At 64.6% G+C, this 23,439-nt stretch carries 19 protein-coding genes; 17 read left to right on the top strand and 2 right to left on the bottom strand.

Translation table 11 applies throughout. The features are described from left to right. The gene (locus tag GSQ83_RS21000) at nt 1-1,503 is read left to right on the top strand and encodes a catalase (protein WP_158804799.1); all 1,503 of its coding nucleotides are present in this window, start codon (nt 1-3) and stop codon (nt 1,501-1,503) included. Nucleotides 1,504-1,606: 103 nt separating this feature from the next. Beyond that, on the top strand, nt 1,607-2,032 hold the full coding sequence (locus GSQ83_RS20995; protein WP_158804798.1) for an organic hydroperoxide resistance protein: 426 nt from the start codon (nt 1,607-1,609) through the stop codon (nt 2,030-2,032). A gap of 89 nt (nt 2,033-2,121) precedes the next feature. Here the strand turns inward: GSQ83_RS20995 and GSQ83_RS20990 are convergent, their stop codons facing one another. Further along, nucleotides 2,122-4,332: an amylo-alpha-1,6-glucosidase gene (locus GSQ83_RS20990; protein ID WP_254065810.1), complete on the bottom strand. Its 2,211-nt coding sequence runs from the start codon at nt 4,330-4,332 to the stop codon at nt 2,122-2,124. A 78-nt stretch (nt 4,333-4,410) separates the two neighbouring features. After that, nucleotides 4,411-5,454, bottom strand: coding sequence for an L-glyceraldehyde 3-phosphate reductase (gene mgrA / locus GSQ83_RS20985; RefSeq protein ID WP_158804797.1), 1,044 nt, complete (start codon nt 5,452-5,454; stop codon nt 4,411-4,413). A gap of 431 nt (nt 5,455-5,885) precedes the next feature. On the opposite strand from mgrA, the gene GSQ83_RS20980 reads away from it, so the two are divergent. From GSQ83_RS20980 to GSQ83_RS20910, 15 genes are all read left to right on the top strand, one after another. After that, on the top strand, nt 5,886-7,466 hold the full coding sequence (locus tag GSQ83_RS20980) for an ABC transporter substrate-binding protein (RefSeq protein ID WP_158804796.1): 1,581 nt from the start codon (nt 5,886-5,888) through the stop codon (nt 7,464-7,466). A 292-nt stretch (nt 7,467-7,758) separates the two neighbouring features. Next, entirely contained in the window at nt 7,759-8,703 is a 945-nt protein-coding gene (locus GSQ83_RS20975) for an ABC transporter permease (RefSeq protein ID WP_158804795.1), read from the top strand. Continuing rightward, the gene (locus tag GSQ83_RS20970) at nt 8,700-9,512 is read left to right on the top strand and encodes an ABC transporter permease (RefSeq protein ID WP_216850403.1); all 813 of its coding nucleotides are present in this window, start codon (nt 8,700-8,702) and stop codon (nt 9,510-9,512) included. Before GSQ83_RS20975 ends, GSQ83_RS20970 begins: the two co-directional genes overlap by 4 nt. After that, nucleotides 9,512-10,492, top strand: coding sequence for an ABC transporter ATP-binding protein (locus GSQ83_RS20965; protein ID WP_158804794.1), 981 nt, complete (start codon nt 9,512-9,514; stop codon nt 10,490-10,492). Before GSQ83_RS20970 ends, GSQ83_RS20965 begins: the two co-directional genes overlap by 1 nt. Further along, a complete protein-coding gene (locus tag GSQ83_RS20960) occupies nt 10,485-11,477 on the top strand; it encodes an ABC transporter ATP-binding protein (protein ID WP_158804793.1) in 993 nt (330 codons plus the stop codon). The genes GSQ83_RS20965 and GSQ83_RS20960 overlap by 8 nt, the downstream gene beginning before the upstream one ends. Next, the gene (locus GSQ83_RS20955) at nt 11,467-12,729 is read left to right on the top strand and encodes an FAD-binding oxidoreductase (protein WP_158804792.1); all 1,263 of its coding nucleotides are present in this window, start codon (nt 11,467-11,469) and stop codon (nt 12,727-12,729) included. Before GSQ83_RS20960 ends, GSQ83_RS20955 begins: the two co-directional genes overlap by 11 nt. 19 nt (nt 12,730-12,748) lie before the next feature. After that, the gene (locus GSQ83_RS20950; protein ID WP_158804791.1) at nt 12,749-14,035 is read left to right on the top strand and encodes a C69 family dipeptidase; all 1,287 of its coding nucleotides are present in this window, start codon (nt 12,749-12,751) and stop codon (nt 14,033-14,035) included. A gap of 41 nt (nt 14,036-14,076) precedes the next feature. Further along, nucleotides 14,077-14,901: a M55 family metallopeptidase gene (locus tag GSQ83_RS20945; RefSeq protein WP_254065809.1), complete on the top strand. Its 825-nt coding sequence runs from the start codon at nt 14,077-14,079 to the stop codon at nt 14,899-14,901. A gap of 6 nt (nt 14,902-14,907) precedes the next feature. Then, entirely contained in the window at nt 14,908-15,765 is an 858-nt protein-coding gene (locus GSQ83_RS20940; protein WP_158804790.1) for a sugar phosphate isomerase/epimerase, read from the top strand. Nucleotides 15,766-16,474: 709 nt separating this feature from the next. Beyond that, the gene (locus GSQ83_RS20935) at nt 16,475-16,912 is read left to right on the top strand and encodes a cupin domain-containing protein (RefSeq protein WP_158804789.1); all 438 of its coding nucleotides are present in this window, start codon (nt 16,475-16,477) and stop codon (nt 16,910-16,912) included. Between the two features lie 90 nt (nt 16,913-17,002). Next, entirely contained in the window at nt 17,003-17,302 is a 300-nt protein-coding gene (locus GSQ83_RS20930) for a hypothetical protein (RefSeq protein WP_158804788.1), read from the top strand. A gap of 51 nt (nt 17,303-17,353) precedes the next feature. After that, nucleotides 17,354-18,241: a DMT family transporter gene (locus tag GSQ83_RS20925; RefSeq protein WP_158804787.1), complete on the top strand. Its 888-nt coding sequence runs from the start codon at nt 17,354-17,356 to the stop codon at nt 18,239-18,241. A 149-nt stretch (nt 18,242-18,390) separates the two neighbouring features. Then, entirely contained in the window at nt 18,391-20,562 is a 2,172-nt protein-coding gene (locus GSQ83_RS20920) for a CHASE3 domain-containing protein (RefSeq protein ID WP_158804786.1), read from the top strand. 304 nt (nt 20,563-20,866) lie between these two features. Further along, on the top strand, nt 20,867-22,390 hold the full coding sequence (locus tag GSQ83_RS20915; protein ID WP_158804785.1) for a sugar ABC transporter ATP-binding protein: 1,524 nt from the start codon (nt 20,867-20,869) through the stop codon (nt 22,388-22,390). Beyond that, entirely contained in the window at nt 22,387-23,439 is a 1,053-nt protein-coding gene (locus GSQ83_RS20910; RefSeq protein WP_158804784.1) for an ABC transporter permease, read from the top strand. The genes GSQ83_RS20915 and GSQ83_RS20910 overlap by 4 nt, the downstream gene beginning before the upstream one ends.

Raw genomic sequence — 23,439 nt, 5'->3', positions numbered from 1 at the left:
ATGCCCGATGATGTGACACGCCCCACGCTCACCAGCACGGCGGGCGCACCCGTCCCCGACAACCAAAACAGCATCACCGCCGGCGCGCGCGGCCCGATTTTGTTGCAGGACTACCAGCTGCTTGAGAAGCTGGCTCACCAGAACCGTGAGCGCATCCCCGAGCGGGTCGTCCATGCCAAGGGCTCCGGCGCCTATGGGACGCTGACGATCACGGGCGACATTACGAAATATACTCGCGCCAAGGTCTTCACCCCCGGCTCCAAGACTGACTTGCTGCTGCGCTTCTCCACCGTCGCCGGCGAGCGTGGCGCGGCGGATGCCGAGCGCGATGTGCGTGGCTTCGCGCTGAAGTTCTATACCGAGGAGGGCAATTGGGACCTCGTCGGCAATAACACGCCGGTCTTCTTCATCCGTGACCCGATGAAATTCCCGGACTTCATCCGCACGCAGAAGCGCCATCCGCGCACCAATATGCGTTCGCCCACCGCGATGTGGGATTTCTGGTCGCTGAGCCCGGAGAGTCTGCATCAGGTCACCATCCTGATGAGCGATCGCGGCCTGCCCACCAGCTACCGTCACGTGAACGGCTATGGCAGCCACACCTACAGCCTGTGGAACGACGCCGGTGAGCGCTACTGGGTGAAATTCCACTTCAAGACCCAGCAGGGTCACAAGCATTGGACCAACGAGGAAGCCAACGCCGTCATCGCGAATGATCGTGAAAGCCACCAGCGCGACCTGTACGAGTCGATCGAGGCCGGCGACTTTCCGAAATGGACCTTCTTCGTCCAGATCATGCCCGAGGCCGATGCCGAGAAGACCAGCTACAATCCCTTCGACCTCACAAAGGTCTGGCCGCATGGCGAATATCCATTGATCCATGTCGGCGAGTTCGAGCTCAACCGCAATCCCGAGCATTATTTCGCGGAGATCGAGCAAGCGTCTTTCTCGCCGTCCAATGTCGTGCCCGGCATCAGCTACTCGCCGGACAAGGTGTTGCAGAGCCGCATCTTTGCTTATGCCGATGCGCATCGCTATCGCGTCGGCACGCATTACGAGAAGCTGCCTGTTAACAAGCCGAAGGTTCCCGTCCATACCTACCATGCCGACGGCCCGATGCGTTTCGACGCGCCGCGCGGCACGGACGCCTATTACGAGCCCAATTCCTTCGATGGCCCGGTGGAGGCGCCGTCCACCAAAGAGCCGCCACTGCGTATTCACGGCGATGCCGACCACTACAATCATCGCGATGGCAACGATGACTATGCGCAGCCGGGCAACCTGTTCCGCATGTTCGACGAAGGGCAGCGCAAGCGTCTTTTCGATAACATCGCGGGTGCGATGCAGGGCGTGCCGCCTTACATCATCGACCGGCAGATCGAGCATTTCCACCGCGCCGATCCCGCTTGGGCCGAGGGTGTGAGGGAGGCAATCCGCCGCATCCATACGAGCGAGGCTTCCGCACCGACCACCGCCGCCAACGTCGCGGCCGCCGCGGAGTAACGGGACTGCGGGCGGCTGTCGTTCGGCAGCCGACTGGTCTTCTCGTCTTGCACGGCCTTCGGCTATGATGCGAGCGCGTTTCGATTTTGTTGGAGGACAGACAATGCCTACGAACGTGCTCTACACGACCTCCGCGACGGCGACGGGCGGACGCGATGGGCGTTCCATCGTCAAGGACAATGCGCTCGATGTGCGTTTGTCCACGCCAAAAGAACTCGGCGGTGGCGGGGGCACCGGCAATAACCCGGAGCAGCTTTTCGCGGCCGGCTATTCCGCCTGCTTCCTCGGCGCGATGAAATTCGTCGCGGCCCAGGGCGGCCCCAAGGTGCCGGACGATGCGACCGTTACCGCGACTGTGGGGATCGGCCCGCGCTCGGAAGGTGGCTTCGGTCTCGACGTGGCGCTGGCGGTGTCATTGCCGGGCATCGACAAAGCGGAAGCCCAGGCGCTGGTCGAAAAGGCGCATCAGGTGTGCCCATACTCTAACGCTACCCGCAATAACCTGGACGTTCATCTGAGCGTCGTCTGAGGTAGGCGCGGCGCAAAAACGCGGCGCGGCGGACGTATCGTCATGCTCGGCGAATGCCTCGGCCTTCGCCGAGGATGACGTCGGGGCAATTAGCTCCGCATCAGCACATGCACATCGCCAGAGCGCGCGATGACGTTCATTGCGACCTCCGTGCCGACGCGCCGCAGGACAACGCTGATCTTGTCGGGTCCCAGGCCAGGCATGAGGTTGTAAAGCGTTACCTCATCGAGGAAATCCGGCAGCGTCGGCTTGTTGAAGGTGACCGAGCGTTCCGCCGGATCGAAGCTGATGCCGAGGCACGCTTGCAGCAAAGCGGGCAGCGCGGTCGCCGCCCAAGCCTGTGGCGAGCAGGCGACCGGGTAGAAGGTCGGACCCTGGCCGCGCCGGCGCGCGAAGCCGCAAAACAATTCGGGCAGCCGGCGTAGCTCGATGTAAAGCGCCGCATCGAAAATGCCGTGGAAGATTTTCGCGACGGCCGCGGTGTGGCCATAGCGCGACAGGCCCATGCCCATCATCGCATTGTCATGCGGCCAGACGGATCCGTTGTGATAGGCCATCGGATTGTAGCGCGCCTCTGTCGTGGCGACGGTGCGCACGCCCCAGCCAGTGAAGAACCGGCTTGCCATGAGGCCCTCTGTCACCCGCGCCGCGCGGTCAGGCGAGGCAATTCCCGAAAGCAAAACCTGACCGGCATTCGAGGTCTGGACGCGGCAAGGCTTCTTCTCGCCATCGAGTGCCAGCGCGTAAGTGCCGATTTCCTCACACCAGAAGCTCGCCTCGAAAGCGACACGCAAAGCCTCGGCCTTCTGGTCCTGCACCGTGGCGACATCCGCATGTCCGAGGCGGCGGCCGATCAGCGCCATCGCACGGCGCGCGGCATAGACATAGCCCTGCACTTCGCAAAGCGCGATCGAGCCTTTTGCGAGCGTGCCATCGGCGTGGAAGACGCTGTCCCAACTATCCTTCCAGCCCTGGTTCGCGAGACCATTCTCCGTCGCGCGATAATATTCGACGAAGCCATCGCCATCGCGGTCGCCGTAATTGTCAATCCAGGCGATGGCGGCTTCGAGATGCGGCCACAACCGGCGCGCGGTGGTGTCATCATGTGTGCGCTCGACATAAGCGCCGGCCAGCATGACGAAAAGCGGCGTGCTATCGACACTGCCATAGTAGTGAGCAAAAGGCACTTCGCCGAGCAGGGCCATTTCGCCGTGCCGGACCTCGTGCAGGATTTTGCCGGGCTCGGCATCCGCCGCTGCGTCCACCTCCGTCGCCTGGTTCTCCGCGAGGTAGCTCAGCACGCCCCGCGCAATACTCGGGTCTAGCCACAGCGTCTGCATCGCGGTGATGAGCGCGTCACGGCCGAAGGGCGCGCTGAACCAGGGAATTCCGGCATAGGGGTAGAGGCCGGTCGGCTTCTGCGTGATCAGCATATAAAGATCGCAGATCGAGCGGCGGATCGCCTCGTTGAAGACTTCGTTCGAGCTCGCGATGGCCGCCGCCTGGGCTGAGTTCGCGCGCATCCAGCGCCGCGCCTCGATCATCGACAGCATGAAATTCTCGCGCACCCCCCGGATCGGGAAAGTACCGTCGTGGCACGTAATCTCGAAGAAGATCAGCGCGCGCTCGTGCGGCTGCAGCATGAGGTCGAACACCGCGCGATTGGGTTCCAGCGTTGTCGGCGCAGGATCGAAGCGGATTCGTGTGTAACGCTTGCGATCATCGAGGCCGAGATAACCCAGAACGACCCCGGTTTCGGTGATTTCGGTCGGCAGGCGCGTACCGCGATGCTCACGCGGTGTGCCGCGCACCTCGAAAAGATCCGCGAAATCGGAGTCGAAGAAAAGTTCCAGGCGGAGGAGCTGCGGCGAGGCCGAGAAATTGCGCACCGCCATCCGCTCGAAACATGTCGCGTTGATCAGGAAACGCGAACGGCGGATATGGATGGTGTCGTGCTCCAGCACGACTTTGTCGCCAATCGACAGATCAGGATTGGTGAGGTCGCATGTCAGCGAGCCATTGTCGTCCCGCAAGGTCGAGCTCAGCAGGATCGGCCGGCCGCCGCCGATCCGCAGGTCGAAGCGGGAAAGGTGGCGGGTATCGCGGTTGTAGAGGCCCTCGGTGCCGCCGTCACTGATGCTTCCCGTCAGGTCGAAGACGCCGAACATGTCGCCATTCTTCAGCGTTCGGAACTGCTGTTCCTGCAGCGAGATCGTGGCACCCACCGCATAGGGCGGCGCTCCGGTCGCGGCGAGGTTGGGCGAGGGAACGACTTGGACGGCTTCGATGGCGTCTGTCACTGCAAGCCTTTCCGGCGGAAGGGGCCGACTTGGAAGTTGTCCGCCGCGGTGTGTGAGACCGCGGCGGGCAGGCGTGGTTCAGTCGCCGCGCGTGGCGACCTCGCGCCACAGATCGATGCCGCCCTCAGTGGCGTGGCGGTCGATCTCGGTGAGTTCCGCGGCGGAGAAGGTCGCGGTCTTCAGCGCGTCGAGCGCATTGTCGAGCTGATGCACATTGCGCGCGCCGATGAGCGCGGAGGTCACGCCGGGCAGCCGCAGCACCCAGGCGATCGCCATCTGCGCCAGAGACTGGCCGCGCTTCTGGGCGATAGCGTGCAGCGCCCGCACGCGGGCAAGATTCTCCTCGGTCAGCAGCTCCTGCGCGAAGGAAGTGCCCTTGGAAGCGCGGGTGCCGGCGGGCACACCGTTCAGATATTTGTCGGTCAGCAGCCCCTGGGCGAGCGGCGAGAAGACGATCGAACCCGCGCCGATATCCTCCAGCGTGCTGAGCAGGTCGTCCTCGATCCAGCGGTTGACCAGCGAATAGGAGGGCTGGTGGATCAACAGCGGCACGCCGAGATCCTTGAGGATCGCCGCCGCCTTGCGGGTCCGCTCCGGCCCGTAGGAGGAGATGCCGACATACAGCGCCTTGCCCTGCCGAACGAGCTGAGCTAGGGCGCCCATAGTCTCCTCGAGCGGCGTCGAGAAGTCCGGGCGATGCGAATAGAAAATATCGACATAGTCGAGGTTCATCCGCTTGAGGCTCTGCTCGCAGCTCGCGATGAGATACTTGCGGCTGCCGCCGACGCCATAGGGGCCGGGCCACATGTCCCAGCCGGCCTTGCTGCTGATGATCAGCTCGTCGCGGTAGGGCTTGAAGTCCCGCTCCATATAGACGCCGAAGTTTTCTTCGGCCGAGCCGTAGGGAGGGCCATAGTTATTGGCGAGGTCGAAATGGGTCACGCCACGGTCGAAGGCGCGGCGCAGCACGGCCCGGCCGGTCTCGAAGACATCCTCGCCGCCGAAATTATGCCACAGGCCGAGGGAGATCGCCGGCAGGTCGAGGCCGGATCTGCCGCAGCGGCGGTATGGCATGGCGCCGTAGCGATCGGCGGCTGGCTGATAAACGGGTTTCGTTGCCATCTTGGTATCCCCTAGGTCGCGTCCTGGGCGCGGACCCTAATCGCAGCGCGCGCGTAACGGCAAGGGACGGGGCGAGGGTGGCAGGTGCGGGTAGGGCGTGGCCTTGGTGGCCTGCTCCTTGCGAGCCTGGAGCCCCGAGCCTTTCGGCACATAAGAAACCCACCCCCAGCCCCTCCCTTGCAGGGAGGGGTGAAGAGACGCGAACTCCCGCCCCTGAAAAGGAAGGGCCGGGGGTGGGTTTTCATGAGCCAGCTGCCGTTTTTTGATGCAGCTTTGGTGCGTTCCAAAATTAAATGTGGTGCAAGAATAGGATGCTTTGCATAGCAATTGAGCCACGGAGAAGCGAAACAGCCCAAGAACGAAGTTCTTGACACGCCGTCTCGGAGAGATCGGAAATGCGCGACGTTTTCAGACATTGAGGGGCTTTGACGATGGCGCTTCCGACCGATCCTCTCTCCGCTTTCCTGTTCTCGCGTCGCCGCCTGCTCGCGACCACCGGCCTAGGGATGGCCGCCGCGACCGTCGGCGTCGGCCTTCCGCGGTCGGGCGCCTATGCCGATACGCCCAAGAAGGGCGGGACCCTCACCATGGCGCGCACCGCCGACGTAGTGTCCTTTGAGCCGGTGGTGCCCACCGACAACATGTCGATCTGGGCGAAGCTGCTGATCTTCCAGCTACTCATCCGCACCAGCCCGGGCGGCGACAACGTGGTTCCGGATCTCGCCAGCAGCTGGGACGTATCGGACGACAAGCGCACCTACACCTTCCACCTCCGGGAGAACGCCGCCTTCTCGGACGGCACGCCCGTCACCTCCGAGGATGTCGAATTCTCGTTCCAGCGCGCGATTTACGACAAGGATTCTTGGGCCGCGTCGCTGTTTCCCAAGCTCAGCATGGAGACGCCGGACAAACACACCATCGTCTTCAAGCTGCAGCAGGACTGGGCGCCTTTCCTGGCGGCCGTCTCCGTGCATGGCGCCTGCATCGTGCCGAAGGCCTATTTCAACAAGGTCGGCGTCAAGACTTTCGGCGACAAGCCGATCGGGTCGGGGCCCTTTATGCTGACGGAGTGGAAGAAGGGCGACAGCTGCACGATGCAGCGGAGCCCGCATTTCTGGGATCCGAACCGCCCCTATCTCGATACCGTGGTGCTGTCGGTCATCGCCGACGACAATGTTCGGATGCTGAAGGTGCAGTCCGGTGAGATCGACGTCGGCACGCAGGTGCCCTTTAACCAGATCGACAAACTTAAGCATGTTTCGGGATTGGATGTTCAGGTCGCGACCTATGATCGCATCGACTGGTTCCAGTGGAACGAGAAGCTGCCGGTGTTCCAGGATGTAAAGATTCGCCAGGCTTTCAATTACGCGGTCGATCGCGAGGCGATTATCAAGGCGGTGCTATTCGGCTATGGCGAGGTGCCGACGACCTTCCTGCCGAAGATGTTCCTCGCCGATACCGAGAACAAGCCCTATCCCTACGACCTCGCCAAAGCGAAGCAACTCATGGCGGCGAGCACCATGCCGAATGGTTTCCCGGTCAAGTGCAAGATCTACGCGGGCGACACGATCTTCAATCAGGTGGCGCAAATCGTCCAGCAGATGGTCTTGCCGCTGGGAATCAAGATGTCGATCGAGCAGGTGGAGCAGGATACGCTTAACGCCCAGCAGGCCTCCGCCGATTACGAGATGTCGCAGGGCTATATGACCAGCGACATCTTCGACCCCTGTGAACTGGTGGCCTTCGCGGGCGCCGGAGACGAGGGCACCTTCGCCGTCTGGACCTACTACAACAACGCCAAGGTCAACACGCTTGCCAAACAGGCGCTGGGCGAACTGGACGAGAGTAAGCGGAAGCAAATCTATCTCGACATGCAGCGCCAGATTTTCGAAGACGCGCCATTCCTTTGGCTCTACTGGACGCCAGCGGTGACAGCGGTGCGCGACGGCGTGCATGGCTTCGCGGTTCTGCCGACGGGCAATTACTGGCTGGAAGACGTCTGGAAGAGCTGAGGCGCGGGCTTGGGTTCGCGGCGCAAGGATTCCCTCGTCATGGCACACATAGGCGTGTCGGACGCCCTATGCCGTGCACCCCTTCGGACCGCAAGGAAGGCGTGGATCCTCGGCCTTCGCCGAGGATGACGGTGGTGGTCTACGGCTTCCCACCGCCACGCCTCTCCCGTCATGGCACGCGTAGGCGTGCCATCCACGCCTTGCCTGCTGGCCCCAAGCAAGTCGTGGTTGCTCGGTCCCTGGCAGGGCACCCTCCGCTGACGATGCCAGCGGTGGCCGCGAGACCCGCCTCATGCTGAGCTATATCCTTCGCCGCCTGTTGCTGATGATCCCGGTGGCGCTCGGGATCACGCTCGCGGTCTTTCTGCTCGTGAGGCTGATTCCGGGTGATCCGGCGCGTGCCATCCTCGGCATTCATGCGACGCCCGATTTGCTGGCGGCGGTGCGGGCGCGGCTGGGGCTGAATGACAGTATCGTGGTGCAGTATCTGATCTACCTGCGCAACCTGGTGCAGGGCGATTTCGGGCAGTCCTATTACTACGGCGAGCCGATCGCCCGGCTGGTCGGAGAGCGCGCGGTGCCGACCCTGCTGCTGCTGGCCTATAGCACCGTGCTCACGCTCGTCCTCGCCGTTCCCGCCGGTATCCTCGCGGCGACGCGGCGCGACCGCGCGGCGGATCATGTCGTGCGGATCGTCTCGACCGTGGGCGTCGGTCTGCCGCCCTATTGGACGGGCTTCATCCTGATCCTGCTCCTATCGGTCACCTTCAAGATTTTCCCCATCGGCGGTTATGGCAATACCTGGGGGCAGCGGATGTTCAACCTGTTCCTGCCCGCGCTGACTATTTCTCTGAATGTGGCGCCGCTGGTGATGCGGGCCCTGCGCAGCAGCATGACCGAGGCGCTGGGTGCCGGCTTCATTGATACGGCGCGCGCGAAGGGGCTGAGCGGCTGGGCGGTGTTGCTGCGCCACGCCCTTCGAGTTGCGATCCTGCCGGCGATTGGCGTGCTGGGTCTCAACATCGGCTTCCTCGTCGGCTCGACGGTGATCGTGGAGAATGTCTTCTCGGTGCCCGGTCTGGGCCAGCTCATGATCAGCTCGATCAACACGCGCGATTACCCGACGATCCAGATGGTGACGCTGATCTTTGGCGTCATCGTGGTGCTGATCTACCTCGCCACCGATCTGCTCCAGATGCTGCTCGATCCGCGTGTGCGAAAGGCGCAGATCGGGTGAGAAACTGGCCCCGCAATCTCAAGCTCGGTGTCGGGCTGCTGATCGCCTGGATCTTGCTCGCGGTCTTCGGACCGATGCTGCTCACCGGCGATCCGACGACGATGGATCTGATGCATTCGCTGCATCCGCCGAGCCTCGCCTTTCCGTTCGGCACCGACAATCTCGGACGCGGCGTCTTTACGCGGGTCGTCTATGGAACACGGCTGGATTTGCAGATCGGCCTGTTCTGCGTGGTGCCGGTCTTTATCATCGGCACGACCATTGGCATCATCGGCGGCTACTTCGGCGGCTTCTTTGACGGGCTGTCGATGCGGCTTGCGGATGTCGCTGTCGCCTTTCCCTTCCTCGTCGCGGTCATCGCCATCGTCGCCGTGCTTGGGCCGGGCCTGACGAATATGTATATCGCCGTCGCGGTGGTGAACTGGGTGAGCTATGCCCGCATCACCCGCTCCGAAATTCTCGTCGTCAAGCAAATGGATTACGTGCAGGCGGCGAATATCCTGGGTTTCGGCAATACCCGCATCCTCGCCCGCCATGTTCTGCCCAATGTCATCACGCAATCGCTGATCTATGCGAGTTCGGATGTCATCCTCGCGGTTTTCACGGGCAGTTCGCTCGGCTTCCTCGGCCTCGGCGCGCAACCGCCGGCGGCGGAATGGGGGCTGATCATCGCGGACGGCTATAGTTTCGTGAGCCAGGCACCCTGGATCAGCGCGTTTCCGGGCCTTGCCATCGTGGCGCTCGCGGTGTCCTTCAGCCTGCTCGGTGACGGCCTGGCGGATGTGTTGCGGCCGGAGCTCGGGCGCTGATGAGCGGCGCGCTTCTGCAAGTGCAGGGTCTGGGCATCGGTCTCACCCGCAGGGGTGCGACGGTGCCGCTGGTGGAGGATGTGTCCTTCGCGGTGCGCCAGGGCGAGGCTTACGGCATCGTCGGCGAATCTGGCTGCGGCAAAAGCACGACCATCCGGGCGGTGATCCGCCTGCTGGCGGCCCGCGTGCGGATCACCGCCGGAACCGTGGCTTTCGAGGGCAACCAACTGGCGCAGGCGTCCGAGGCGACGCTGCGGCCCATACGCGGCGCCGGCATCGGCATGGTGTTCCAGGATCCGCTCACCGCGCTCAACCCGGTCATCACGGTCGGCCAGCAAGTGGCGGAGGGTTTGCGCACCCACGGCAAAGGCGGCCGGGACGGTGGCCGCGAGCGCACGCAGGAGGTGATGCGGCTGGTCGGCTTGCCCGATCCGCAGCGCATAGCGGCAGCCTATCCGCATGAGCTTTCGGGTGGGCAGCGGCAGCGCACGGCGATCGCCATCGCGCTCGCCTGCTCGCCGCGCTTGCTGCTGGCGGATGAGCCGACGACGGCGCTGGATGTCACCATCCAGGCGCAGATCCTGCGACTGCTCTCGGATCTGCGCAAACGGCTCGGCATGGCGCTGATCCTGGTGACGCATGACCTTGGCGTGGTGGCGCAGACCTGCGACCGCGTCGCGGTGATGTATGCCGGGCGCATTGTCGAGGAAGCGCCGATCGCGCGCATCTTCAAGGCCCCCGCGCATCCTTATACGGTGGCGCTGCTGGACTCGATCCCGCGCGGCAGCCGCGCCGCGCATCCGCTGCACCCGATCGCCGGTATGCCGCCTGATCCGGCGCAGAAACCTCCCGGCTGTCCGTTCGCGCCGCGCTGCCCCCGCCGCTCCACGGTATGCGAGACGACATTCCCATCCTGGACGCGGCATTCGGGCGGCGGTGGCTTCGCCTGCTATCATCCGATGGAGGCGGGGCATGGCTGAGACGCCGCTCCTCTCCGTGCAGGCACTCTACAAGTATTTCCCGCTGCGGCGGCCGCTGATGGCGGCGCTCGCCGGGCAAGCGCAGAGGCGCGTGCAGGCGGCGCATAACGTTGGTTTCACCATAGCGCCGCGCGAAAGCTTCGGGCTGGTCGGCGAGTCGGGCTGTGGCAAGACGACGCTCGGCCGCATGGTGCTGGGTCTGCTGCCGCCGGATGATGGGGTGATCCTGTTCGACGGGCAGGACATCGCGCGCCTCGATGCCGCCGGTAAGCGCGCGTTGCGGCGGCAGGTTCAGATGGTCTTCCAGGATCCCTATTCCTCGCTCAATCCGCGCATGCGCATCGGTGCCGCCATCGCCGAGCCGATCCGACTGCACGGCGTCGTGCCGAGTGGCGAAGTGGCGGAGGAGGTAGCGCGGCTGCTGCAACGCGTCGGCCTACCGGCTTCGGCGGGAGCGCGGTACCCCTCCGAACTATCGGGCGGGCAGCGGCAACGCGTCGGCATTGCCCGCGCGCTGTCCCTGCGGCCGCGCCTTTTGGTCGCGGATGAGGCGGTGTCGGGCCTGGATGTGTCCGTACGGGCGCAGGTGCTCAACCTACTCGCGGATCTGCGGCGAGACCTTGGTCTCGCGCTTATGTTCATCAGCCACGATCTTGGCGTGATCGAATATCTCTGCGAGACCGTGGGCGTGATGTATCTCGGCACCATGGTTGAAAACGGACCCACCGCGGCGGTCTTCGCGCATCCCGCGCATCCCTATACCCGCGCGCTGCTGGCGGCGGTGCCGCGCGCCGACCCCTCGGCGGTGTCGAGCGAGGCGCCGCTGGCCGGTGAGCCGCCAAGCGCCGTCGATCCGCCGAGCGGCTGTCCCTTCCGCACGCGCTGCCCGGAGGCGCGGTCGATCTGCGAGACGCCTCCGCCGCGTGTGACGTTGCCCGGACGCCGCTGGGCCGCCTGCCATTTCGCGGCCGACCATGTGCAGTGACCGCGTGGAGGAGTTCGACGCCATCGTATTAGGCGGTGGCGTCGTCGGTGTTTCCGTCGCGGTGCATCTGCAGATGCGCGGGTTGCGCGTGGTGCTGGTCGATCGCCGGGCGCCGGGTGAGGAGACCTCTTTCGGCAATGCCGGCATCATCCAGCGCGAGGCGGTGTTCCCGCATATCTTCCCGCGCGGCCTCGCCGAGCTTTTCCGCTACGCGCGCAACCGCTCGACCGAGGCTTTCTATCATCCGTCGATGTTGCCGCGCCTGGTCTCGCCTTTCTTCCGCTATTGGCATCACTCACAGCGGGATCGTTACCTCGCCATCGCCCGCCTCTACGCGCCGCTGATCGCCGAGAGCGTGCATGACCATGCGGCGCTCGCCGAGGCAGCGGGTGCAATGGATCTGCTCCGCCCGACCGGCTGGACGCAGGCGCATGAGGATCCGCGCAAGCTTGAGGAAGCGCTGGCGGAAGCTGAGGTCATGCAGCGCGAATTCGGCGTCACGCATCAGGCGCTCGACGCGGGCGCATTGGCGCGGCACGAACCGCATTTGCGGCAAGGCTTGGTGGGCGGGCTGCATTGGCAGCAGGCGGTGGCGGTCAGCGATCCGCATGCGCTGACCCTCGCCTATGTCGGATTGTTCGAGCGGCTCGGCGGTGTGTTGCGGGTAGGCGACGCGCGCACCTTATCGGCGAGCGGCGGCGGCTGGCGGGTCGGGACTAATGACGGCGCGGTGACGGCGCGGCGGGCGGTAGTTGCGCTGGGCGCCTGGGCCCCGGAGATCACCAAGCCGCTCGGCTACAACGCGCCGCTTTTCGTCAAGCGCGGCTACCACATGCATTACAAGCCGGACGGCAACGCCCTACTGAACGGGCCGGTGCTGGATGTCACCAACGGCTATATGCTGGCGCCCATGCGGCGCGGCATCCGGCTGACCACCGGCGCGGAGTTCGCCGACCGCGATGCCCGGCCGACCCCGGTGCAGCTCGGCCGCGCAGAGCCCGCCGCGCGGCGCCTTATGCCGGCGCTGGGCACAGCGCTCGATCCCAAGCCTTGGCTGGGTGCGCGTCCCTGCACGCCGGATATGATGCCGATCATCGGGCCGGCGCCGGGCCAGCCGGGTTTGTGGTATGCCTTCGGCCACGCGCATCACGGCCTCACCCTCGGTCCCACCACCGGCCGCCTCATCGCCGAGATGATGATGGGGGACAAGCCCTTCACCGATCCCACGCCGTACCGTGCCGAACGGTTCTGACTGCTGAGAGGAAGAAGCGATGTGCGACACGATCGTAGCACTGCCCGAGGCGACAGCCGACGGCGCGATGCTGCTGGCGAAAAACGCCGACACCGAAGTCAATGAGGCGCAGCAGATTCTGCGTTTCCCGGCGCGCGACTACCTTCCCGGCGCGGCGGTGCGCGTGACGCATATGACGATCCCGCAAGCGCTCCATACGCATGAGATCATCCTCGACCGTTCCTTCTGGAGCTGGGGCGGGGAGATCGGCTGTAATGAGCATGGCGTGGCGATCGGTGACGAGGCGATCTTCACCAATCAGCGCGCCGAGAAGGACGGGGTTGTCGTGCTCGATCTCCTGCGCCTCGGTCTGGAGCGCGCGACGACGGCGCGTGAGGCGGTGGATGTCATCGGCGCGCATGTCGTGCAGTTCGGCCAGGGCGGCAACTGCCAAATGATGGGCAATTACTGCTTCGATTCTGGTTTGCTCATCGCCGATCGCCATGAGGCGTGGATCGTGAATTGCGCCGGCCATCACTGGGCCGCGCGGCGGGCGCGAGCGACGGAGGCGATCTCCAACCGCATCCAGATCGGCGCGGATTGGGACCTGTCTTCGCTGACGGCCAACGGCACCAAGCCGGATTTCCGCGCGATGTTCGTCGATCCCGCGCGCGAATACGACAGCGGCGCGGATGAGCGTGAGAGCTGCGCCGCCGGGCTGCTCGCGGCGCGGCGTGGCAGCATCACGATGCACGACATGGCGGCGGTGCTGCGGGATGTCGGCGACGAGGCAACGTATGACGTGACCGAGGGCGATCGCTCGACGAAACTGTGCATGCATGCCGGACCCTCGCCGCAGCGTTTCTGGCACGCGACCGGTGCCATGATCACCGAGACGCGCGCGGATAGCCTCGTGGTGTGGATGACGGGTACCTCGGCCACCGATCTGTCGATCTTCAAGCCGCTGTTCTTCGGCATTCCCCTACCGAGCGTTGGGCTTCAGCCAAGCGGCGTCGATACCGACGGCACGCTGTGGTGGCGGCATGAGCGGCTGCATCGCCGGGCGATGGCGCATTACCGCGAGGTCAAGCCGGAAATCCGCGCGGAATTCGACGTGCTCGAGCGGGAGTTTCATCGCCAGTCCGAGACTGTCCGAACCGGCACGCTACAGGAGCAATCAGAATTCGTGGAGTGGTGCTGGCAAACGGCGGCCAGTGCGACGGATACTCTGATCGAGCGCCTGCAGTCCCGCACTTATGGTTTCGCGCATAAGGGCTATGGCGCGATGTGGGAGCGGTTCAACGCTGAGGCTTCGCTGGCGCTTTGATTAGTCGGCCTGAGCGCCGTCGATCGGGAGGAGACAAAGACGTGACCAAGAAAATCTTCATCTCAATGGACATTGAGGGCGTTGCGGGCGTCGTGATCCCGGAGCAAGGCCAGCCGGGTAATCTTGAATACGAGCACTCCCGCCGCCTGATGACGGAAGAGGCGAATGCCGCGGTCGCCGGTGCCTTCGATGGCGGCGCGACGGAGGTGCTGGTCAATGACAGCCATGGGCCGATGGTCAACATCATCCCGGACCTGCTCGACCCGCGCGCCGAACTCATCCGCGGCAATATCAAGATGGCCTCAATGTTTGAGGGTCTGGATCCCTCGTACGCCGGTGCGATGTGCGTCGGCTATCACGCGCCGGGTGCCGATCACGGCGTGCTCGCTCATACAGTGAGTTCGCGCGCCTTCACCGAGGTTCGCTTGAATGGCGAGCGTGCCTCGGAGGCGATGTTTTTCGGCGCCTATGGTGGTGCGATGGGCGTGCCGGTGATCCTGCTCTCGGGTGACGACGTGACCGAGCGGACCTGCGGCACTCTGTTTCCCGGTGCCGAATTCGTTCGCGTGAAGACGGCGCTCGGCCAGCGCGCGGCGCGTTCGCTCTCGCCGCAGGTCGCGCGCGAGCGTATCCGTGCGGGCGCGGAGGCCGCCGTCAAGCGCGCCGGTGAGATCAAGCCTTATCGCGTATCCGAGCCTTGCAGTGTTGCCTTTGACTTGACCAGCGTGACGCTCGCCGACATCTGCGCGCGCATTCCCGGTTCGCTGCGTCCCGCGCCGCTGAGCATTGCCTTCGACGGTTGTAGTATCGCTGACGCCATCGGCTGGATGATGACCTGCGCAGTGCTTGGGAACGCGGTATCCTAATCTCTGATGGGCAACCGCATTCTCTCGGTTTCGGCTGCGCCCTATGACGGCTACCCGCTTGGCGCGACCCTCGACAGCCTCGCCAATTGCGGGGTGAGCCATGTCGAGCCAGCTTATATCGTTGGCTATACGGAACCCTTCACGGAAGAGGCTTTCTCCAAGACCGCTGCCACCGCTTACCGTCGAGCCATGGCCGCGAGCGGTCTGCGCTGCCACGCCGTCTCCGCTCACATGGATCTTGGCACCCCGGACGCGCTGGAAGTCTTTCGGCGCCGCATGGATTTCGCGCGGACGCTCGGCGCCGGGATCATCAACACCAATGCCAGCCTGCGCGTCCGCGCGAAACAATTCCGCATGAACATCGATGCGCTCGCGCAACACGGCGCGGCGATCGGTCTCACCATCGGACTGGAGAATCCGGGGAACGGAGAGGATGATCTCGTCAACACGGCGGCCGACGGGGTGGAACTGGTGCGCGCGATCGGGTCGCCGCAGGTGCGGCTCAACTTCGATCCAGGCAATCGCGTGTCGCACATGAAGGACGACAAAGATGCGGCGGAAGACGGCTTGCTAGCCCTGCCGAGCAGCGCGCATTTCCACATCAAGGATGTCAAGCGGCGCGCGGGTGGCTGGTATTTTGTGACGCTTGGCGCCGGAGATATCGACTACCGACCGGTTTTGTCTGGCCTAACAGGTTTCCCGGGGCTTCCCATCAGCATCGAGATTCCGCTTCGGCTCCATCGCGGTCTGGACGCCTTGCCGGTGCGCCGGCCCGAGGCCGTGGCGTTGGCGGCGATAGAAACGACACTGCGCGCGAGCCTTAACTACGTTCGCGGCAGTCTGTCGGATACCGTAAGCGAGTGAACAGTCTCGACGGCAAAGCCCGCTGCATATAAATTGTTCTAGCTGTCCCTACGGTCCCTTCGAGGCGCTTTTTCCGTGCGCCCTTGCAGATGCCTTATAGGCCGCTTCAGAGTGGGCATGAGCCCGCGAAGAATACTCGCTGGCGGCTCCATGGTTGCTCGTTCCATGCTTCTCGGCCGCCGCCCGATGTGCTTTGGCCGCTTGGTCATGTAGTTCTGCCGCTTCAATGTGAAGGCGCTCTACCATCTCTCGCTTTCCGCAATGATTCTCGCAAAGGCGCGAACTCTCAGTGGTCTTGTCACGTAGTCGAATTTCAAAAAGCCGAGCGTCCAGATGACGCGGCCATAGAATTAATCAAGTAGTGCGGAAGAGAGGCGCGCGGAAATATTTTTGGCGTACCTGGCGAGGATGTGACCGGTTTTTAGCGGGGACATACTCCTTTTGGCGATACGGCCTTTCGACCAGGGATGCACCGTAAGCGGCACGTGTCGCATCAGCTTTCCGTGGGAGAGGCGGGGGATGCTCATCATTCGCTGTCGAGCCCGTGACATCTCAGACAGGAGGGCGGTGACGAAGGTGCCGGGATCTGGCAAACGGCTGCTCGGTGCACAGGGGCTGCCCCGATTGTGCCGGGCGGACACCTTCATGGCTCCTTTCCGCCAAGGCAAGTCGGCCGGTGAAGCCATGGGACACCCGACGGAGGTTGGCGATGACACGACGTAACGCGGCCCTGGCTCTCGGCGTTCTCGCCACGACCGCATTCGGTCCGGTGCTGGCTGGAGCGCAGGCGAAGTCTCCCGCCGTGACCGTCACCACGCTGTTCAGCGGCACGGAGACGGCGGCCGGGCAGCCGATCACTCTGCCTTCGGGACCGGTGCGGTTGGTCGTGTCGGAATACGTCATCCCGCCCGGCTCGGTGCTTCCCGTGCACCGGCACCCCTATGCCCGCTACGGCTATGTCCAGGCCGGCCGGCTGAAGATCACCAATGTGCAGACCGGCTTGGCCAAGGTCTTTGGTCCGGGCGATGTGATCGTGGAGATGATCAACGTCTGGCACTCCGCGACGCCGGTCGGCACTGCGACGGTCCGGCTGCTGGTATTCGACCAGCTTCCCCCCGGCGGCGTGGCGACGGAGCTGCGTCACTAGCGCCTCGCGCGCGAACGGGCGGCAGCTGGGCTCGCCTGCGGTGGTTCCCGCCGCTAGGATGCGGCCAGGGCAGAGAGTTCGGATCTTACGATGGACCAAGGCGTTATGTCGGCGATCAATTTCGTTCTGACCCTGTTGCTGCGTCTGGTCGCGGCGGTCATGACGGTGATCGGCGTGGTCGAGACCTTCTGCCGCCGTCTGTTGATCGATGCCGGGGTCAACGGACAGCTCCAGGCGGCGATCCTGGTGATCGTGGCGATCCTCCTCATCGTCGCGGCGCTGCGCCTGCTGGGCGGAGTGTTCGGCCTGCTCATCACGGTGCTGCTCGTCTTGCTCGTGCTGCACGTTCTGATGCCGGGGATGCACATCCCGGGTCAGGTCAGTCTCTAGCATTGTGCGCCGGCGGCCCGTCGCGGCCGCGGGCGGCTAGAAGCGCCGACGATGCAGTTCCGCACCGAAACGACGATCTTCCCCGTGCTGGCGGCTGCCGGCGGCATCGCGATCATGTCGGCGATGGATGCCGTCATGAAGGTCGTCTCCCCGGTCTATCCGATCAGCGAGGTCGTCGGACTGCGTTACGCGACTGGGGCCGGCTTCGCGGTGCTCGCCTTCTTTGTAACGCGAGAGAAGACGCCGAGCCTCGGGTCACTTCGTCGCAACTTCAGCCGCTCCATCGTGGTGCTGATCACCGCAGCCTCGTTCTTCACCGCCATCGCCCGCCTGCCTTTGGCCGAGGCTGTCGCGCTCACCTTCATCGCGCCGCTCCTGCTTTCGCTTCTTGGCCGCGTCGTGCTCAAGGAGCCGATTGCCCCGCGTGCGCTGTTGGGGATCGTGATTGGCCTGGCCGGCGTGGTGGTGATCGCCCAAGGCCAGATCGCTGATCCGCGCCGCGCCTTCGACCTCGTCGGGATCCTCGCGGCGCTGAGCTGCGCGTTCTTCTACGCCCTGTCCAACGTCCTGATGCGGAAGCAGAGCCATCTCGACCGCATCGGCACGCTGGTCATGCTGTCGAACTGCTTTGCCTTTTTGCTGATCTCGCCCGTGATGCTGATCCATTGGCAGGCGCCGACAGCCTCGCATTGGCTGGCTTTTGTCGTCTCGGGGCTGATGGGAACCTGCGGCCATTATTGCATGGCCTGGGCCTATGCCCGTGCGCCGGCGGGACGGTTGGGTGTGCTGGAATACACCGCCTTCTTTTGGGCCGCAATTTACGGCTACGTCTTCTTCGCGGAGCGTCCGGCGATCTGGACCGTGGCAGGCGCCGTGCTGATCCTCTTTGCCTGCCTCGCCGCCACCTCTCGCTGGCCCCGCGCGCGCGCGAAATCGTGAGGGGTTCCGCCCAACCAGGATACACTGTACTGGGACACGCGAGTATTCTTGAATTAGGGACGTCTTCGCGTGCACTCTACCGCCGGGACCGACCTTCTCGCGCGGGAGAGCGGATCGCCTAGGTCCAGAAGCGGCGCAGCGAGTAAGTAGTGACCAAGTATATCGTCACCCGCGCTAATCTTCTCGGTTTCGGAGTTCTGGTCGTCCTTTTGCTGCTGGTCGGCATCGCGACCTGGGATCGCCTGAATGCGGCCCGCAGCGCGCGGCAATGGTGGCAGCACAGTTATAGTGTGATCGGCGCCATAAAGGATCTGGACCTCAGCATCCACGACGCCGAAAGCGGCCAGCGTGGCTTCCTGCTGACCGGAAACGAGGACTATCTCAAGCCATATAACGCGGCTCTCGGGCGAGTGACCCTTTTGGAATCCGCGCTGAACCAGTTGACGGCCGACAATCCAGCCGAGCAGGCGCGGCTTGCGGCCTTGGGCCCCCTGGTCCAGCGCAAGCTTGAGGAGATGAGCCAGACCATCGTGATCCGCCGCGACGACGGCGCTTCCGCGGCGTTGCGGATCGTCCAGACCAACCTCGGCCGCGATCTCATGGTCGAGATTGAATCCACGATCGCCGGCATGGCGAACGAGGAACACAGTCTGCTCGCCAAGCGCCTCGCGGTGCTGGATGAGCGAGCCCTGCTGATCCGCTGGCTTTTCTTCGGCGGCACCGCTCTCGCGATTCTGGCGCTGATCTATGCCGCCTGGTTGCTCAATCAGGCATGGTCGCGTTCATACCGGGCGGAATCGGAGGAGCGGCTCGCCGCGCAGCGCTTGCGTGTCTCGCTCGACAGTCTGAGCCAGGGTGTCGGGGTCTTCGATGTCGAGCGACATCTCACGAACTGGAACGAGTGCTTCCAGGTGCTGCTGGATCTACCCGAGCCGATGCTCCGCCCCGGCACGCGATATACCGACATAGCCGGGCACGCCGCCGAAGACGGGATGATCCTGGAAACCGAAGATCAGCTCCGCCATGGGCGCCACGGTCTCGGCGAGGCGACCGTCTATGAGGGCATGCGGGCCGGCGGCCATACGCTTGAGTTGCGTCGCACCGCTATGCCGGATGGCGGTTTCGTGATCACCGTGACCGATATGACGAAGCGGGCGCAGGCCGAGAGCGTTATGCGCGAGGCCCAGAAGATGCAGGCGATCGGCCAGCTCACCGGCGGCATCGCGCATGACTTCAACAACCTGCTCACCGTGATCATGGGCAATCTGGAAGTGGTATCGACAAGGCTCGGCACGGATCCGGCGCTGCAGCTTCGCATCGAGCGCGCCGCCTGGGCCGCCGAGCGCGGCGCCACGCTCACCGCGCAATTGCTGTCCTTCGCGCGAAAGCAGCCCTTGGCGCCGGCGCCGCTGGATCTGACCGCCACCGTGCCGGCGATGGTGCCGCTTCTCCGGCGCACGCTCGGCGAGCACATCGACGTGCGATACGTCGAAACTGCCGGACTGTGGCCCGCGATGGCGGACGCCGCGCAGTTGGAAAGCGCCGTGCTCAATCTCGCGCTGAATGCACGCGACGCCATGCCCGGCGGGGGTCGGCTGACGATCGAGCTGGGCAACCGGGTGCTCGACGAGGATTACGCCCGCCGCCACGCGGAGGTTGACGCGGGGGATTACGCGATGCTCGCGGTATCCGACACCGGGCATGGCATGACCGCCGAGGTGGCGCGCCGCGTCTTCGAGCCATTCTTCACGACCAAGCCGGACGGCAAGGGAACCGGCCTCGGCCTCGCGATGGTCTTCGGCTTCGTCAAGCAGTCGGGTGGCCACGTGAAGATCTATTCCGAGCCGGGACAGGGTACGACGGTACGTATCTACCTGCCCCGCGCCCATAATGCCGCCTTCGAGGCTGTGGAGCGCTCTGGTCCGCCCATCGCTCTGCCGCGCGGTTCGGCGACCATCCTGGTGGTGGAGGACGAGCCTGCGGTGCGGGAGGTAGCGGTCGCTATCCTCAACGATCTTGGCTATCGCGTGCTGGAGGCGGCGGATGGCGAGGAAGGCCTCAGGGTTTTCGCCGCCCAGGCCGACAGCATCGCATTGGTGTTGTCGGACGTGGTGCTGCCGGGCGAGCTGCGCGGGCGCGAGATGGCGGGGCGCATCACGGCAATGAGGCCGGGGGTTAAGGTGCTCTTCATGTCCGGCTACACGGAAAACTCGATCGTGCATCACGGCCGTCTCGATGAGGGCGTGCAACTCATCGGAAAGCCGTTCAAGCGTGAGCAACTGGCTCGGCGCGTGGCGGATGTGTTGGCGCGGACGGGGTAGGGCGTGGTGGTCTTGTATTGAATCGCGATCCAGAGAATCCGTCATGGCACGCGAAGGCGTGCCATCCACGCCTCAGTTATGGCGCCTGACCGAAGGCGTGGATGGCATGCCTTCGCATGCCATGACGACGTGGAATGGGCACGGTTCAAGCCAAAGACATCCCGCTCTGGCGGAATATCCACTCCCGCGCGGTCCCTGACGCGTGCTTGACAAGGACTTGCCCAAGCCTAGCGTGAACGACAAGCAAGAGAGCGGCTGAGATGGCCGATGGCGCGGGGAGAGTGCGAATGGACGGTCAGCGGGCATGAGCCTGCCCATCCTGGTTCTGTCAGGGATCGAGAAGCGGTTCGGCGGAGTGCAGGCGCTACGCGGCGTCGACTTCACCCTGTCCGCGGGCGAGATCCACGTCCTGCTCGGCGAGAACGGCGCCGGCAAATCGACCCTCATGAGCATCATCAGCGGCGCGGCCCAGCCCGACCACGGCGCGATGTCGCTCGATGGCGCTCCGGTGAATTTCCAGACGCCGAGGGACGCCCATGCCGCCGGCATCGTGATGATCCCGCAGGAGCTGGATCTCGTTCCGGGGCTCGACATCGCCGCCAATCTTTTCCTCGGCCACGAACAATTGACGGGCATCCGCACCCTGGCGCGGTCGCGCATGATGCGGGAGGCGCATGAGCTATTGCGCCGCGCCGGCGTCAGTCTCGATCCGGCGCTTTTGGTGTCGTCTCTTCGCATGGGCGAGCGGCAACTTGTTGCGATCGCGAAAGCGCTTGCTGCCGAGGCCCGAATTCTGATCCTGGATGAGCCCACGGCGGCGCTCTCCGCGACCGAGGCCGAATATCTCTTCGGCACGGTGCGAGAGCTTCGGGCGCGCGGCGTCGGCATCATCTACATCTCGCATCGGCTGGAGGAAGTGCCGCGCATCGCCGACCGCGTGACGGTGATGCGCGACGGCGGGGTGGTCGGCGAGGCGGCGCCCGATGCGCCGCAAGCTGAGCTGGTGCGGATGCTGGTCGGCAAGGACTTCAAGGATCTTTTCCCGCCGCGCGCCGGTCTGCTCGGCGAGCCGATTCTGAATCTCGTGCATGCGCGCTTCGTCCCCCTGGTGGATCGCGCCGGCTGGCAGGCACCGCAGGATGTTTCGCTGACCGTGCATGAGGGCGAGATCGTCGGCCTCTCGGGCTTGATGGGCGCCGGGCGCACCGAACTCCTGTCGGCGCTCTACGGCTTCGAGGCGCGGGGGCGTTGGGTCGGCAGGGTCGAGATCGGCGGCCGGCCCGTAAAGCTTGGTTCAGTGGCGACGGCCCGTCGCGCGGGCATGGCCTATGTCACGGATGACCGGCGCGGCACCGGGCTCGTGCTCGGCCAGTCGGTCGCGCGGAACATCGTGATGTCGACGCTGCCGCGCGTGACCCCTTGGGGCCTCGCCTCCGCATCCCGCGAACAGGCCGAGGTGTCGGCAGCGCTTTCCCGGTTCGATGTGCGGCCGCGCGTGCCCTCCACCCGCGTCGTCAACCTCTCCGGCGGGAACCAGCAGAAAGTCGTTTTCGCCAAGGAATTGCTCAGCGGCCCGCATCTGCTGTTGCTCGACGAGCCGACGCGCGGCGTCGATGTCGGCGCCAAGGCCGAGATCTATCGCCAGCTTCGGGATCTCGCCAGTGCCGGCCTCGGTGTTCTGGTGGCATCGTCGGAATTGCCCGAACTGCTTGGCCTTTGCGACCGCATCATCGTCATGCATGGCGGCATCACTGTCGCGAGTTTCGATGCCGGCGTCAGCGAGGAAACCTTGCGGCGCTACAGTCTTGGAGAGGTTCAGGCAGCATGAGCGGTGCGACTGAGGAGAATCCTGCGCCGGTCGCTGCCACCGCGCCTCGACCGCGCAAGCATCCGCTGAGCTATCTCATTCGCTTCCAGAGCCTGCTCGGCCTGATTCTCGTGGTGGTCGGCGGCATCATTTTCTCGCCACGCCGGCATGGCCACATTCTGTTTCTCGGGCCGGAGAATATCGCGAATATCGTGCGCTCGATTTCCGAGACTGGCATTCTCGCACTCGGCATGACCTTCGTCATCATCGCGGCGGGGATCGATCTTTCGGTCGGCGCCGTGCTTGGTCTTTCCAGTGTGCTGACGGCGGCGCTGCTGGTGAACCAGGGTTGGGGACTGGCGACGACGCTGCCGCTGGTGGTCGTCGTCGCCACACTCTTCGGCTTGATGCAGGGCTATCTTTCGACGCGGCTGCGCATCCAGGCGTTCATCGTGACGCTGGCGGGGCTACAGGCGGCGCGTGGCTTGGCGCTGATCGCTTCCGACAATACCTTCATCAACATCAATTACGGCCACGGTCCAGGCAGCGCGCCGCCGGCCTTCGCGATCCTCGGCGAGCGGCTGTTCGGTGATACTTTCCCGGTCGCTACCTTGGTCTTTCTCGCGCTGGCGATTGTCGCGACCTTCCTGCTGAACCAGACACGCTATGGCCGCTATGTTTTCGCGGTGGGCGGCAATGAGCGCGCGGCGCGGCTTTCGGGCATTCCGGTGCGCTGGATCAAGATTTCCGTCTATGGGCTCAGCGGTCTTTGCGCGGGTATCGCGGGCATCGTACATGCGGGACAGTTCAGTTTCGGCAGCCCGAATGACGGTTCCGGCTACGAATTAAGCGCCATCGCGGCGGTGGTGATCGGCGGCACGGATCTGTTCGGCGGCGCGGGCAGCATGATCGGCACCATCGCGGGCGCGGTCATGCTGGGCGCGCTCGCCAATATCTTGCAACTCAACGACGTGAGCGCCGCCATGCAGCTTCTCGCCACGGGAGCGATCATCGTTCTCGCGGCCGGGCTGCAAACGCTCGTCGGAGGACGCGACGGAAGCTCGCGCTAA

The organism is Acidisoma sp. L85 (assembly GCF_009765865.1).
In the GTDB taxonomy this organism is placed as follows: domain Bacteria; phylum Pseudomonadota; class Alphaproteobacteria; order Acetobacterales; family Acetobacteraceae; genus Acidisoma.
This window is presented reverse-complemented; position numbering and strand designations above follow the sequence as displayed.

Excerpts from the sequence above, each read along its gene's own strand:
- GSQ83_RS20930 (WP_158804788.1), top strand. The coding sequence starts at position 17,003 with ATGGACCAAGGCGTTATGTCGGCGATCAATTTCGTTCTGACCCTGTTG.
- GSQ83_RS20975 (WP_158804795.1), top strand. The coding sequence starts at position 7,759 with ATGCTGAGCTATATCCTTCGCCGCCTGTTGCTGATGATCCCGGTGGCG.
- GSQ83_RS20940 (WP_158804790.1), top strand. The coding sequence starts at position 14,908 with ATGGGCAACCGCATTCTCTCGGTTTCGGCTGCGCCCTATGACGGCTAC.
- GSQ83_RS20960 (WP_158804793.1), top strand. The coding sequence starts at position 10,485 with ATGGCTGAGACGCCGCTCCTCTCCGTGCAGGCACTCTACAAGTATTTC.
- GSQ83_RS20955 (WP_158804792.1), top strand. The coding sequence starts at position 11,467 with ATGTGCAGTGACCGCGTGGAGGAGTTCGACGCCATCGTATTAGGCGGT.
- GSQ83_RS20980 (WP_158804796.1), top strand. The coding sequence starts at position 5,886 with ATGGCGCTTCCGACCGATCCTCTCTCCGCTTTCCTGTTCTCGCGTCGC.
- GSQ83_RS21000 (WP_158804799.1), top strand. The coding sequence starts at position 1 with ATGCCCGATGATGTGACACGCCCCACGCTCACCAGCACGGCGGGCGCA.
- GSQ83_RS20910 (WP_158804784.1), top strand. The coding sequence starts at position 22,387 with ATGAGCGGTGCGACTGAGGAGAATCCTGCGCCGGTCGCTGCCACCGCG.
- mgrA (WP_158804797.1), bottom strand. The coding sequence starts at position 5,454 with ATGGCAACGAAACCCGTTTATCAGCCAGCCGCCGATCGCTACGGCGCC.
- GSQ83_RS20950 (WP_158804791.1), top strand. The coding sequence starts at position 12,749 with ATGTGCGACACGATCGTAGCACTGCCCGAGGCGACAGCCGACGGCGCG.
- GSQ83_RS20915 (WP_158804785.1), top strand. The coding sequence starts at position 20,867 with ATGAGCCTGCCCATCCTGGTTCTGTCAGGGATCGAGAAGCGGTTCGGC.
- GSQ83_RS20965 (WP_158804794.1), top strand. The coding sequence starts at position 9,512 with ATGAGCGGCGCGCTTCTGCAAGTGCAGGGTCTGGGCATCGGTCTCACC.
- GSQ83_RS20995 (WP_158804798.1), top strand. The coding sequence starts at position 1,607 with ATGCCTACGAACGTGCTCTACACGACCTCCGCGACGGCGACGGGCGGA.
- GSQ83_RS20925 (WP_158804787.1), top strand. The coding sequence starts at position 17,354 with ATGCAGTTCCGCACCGAAACGACGATCTTCCCCGTGCTGGCGGCTGCC.
- GSQ83_RS20935 (WP_158804789.1), top strand. The coding sequence starts at position 16,475 with ATGACACGACGTAACGCGGCCCTGGCTCTCGGCGTTCTCGCCACGACC.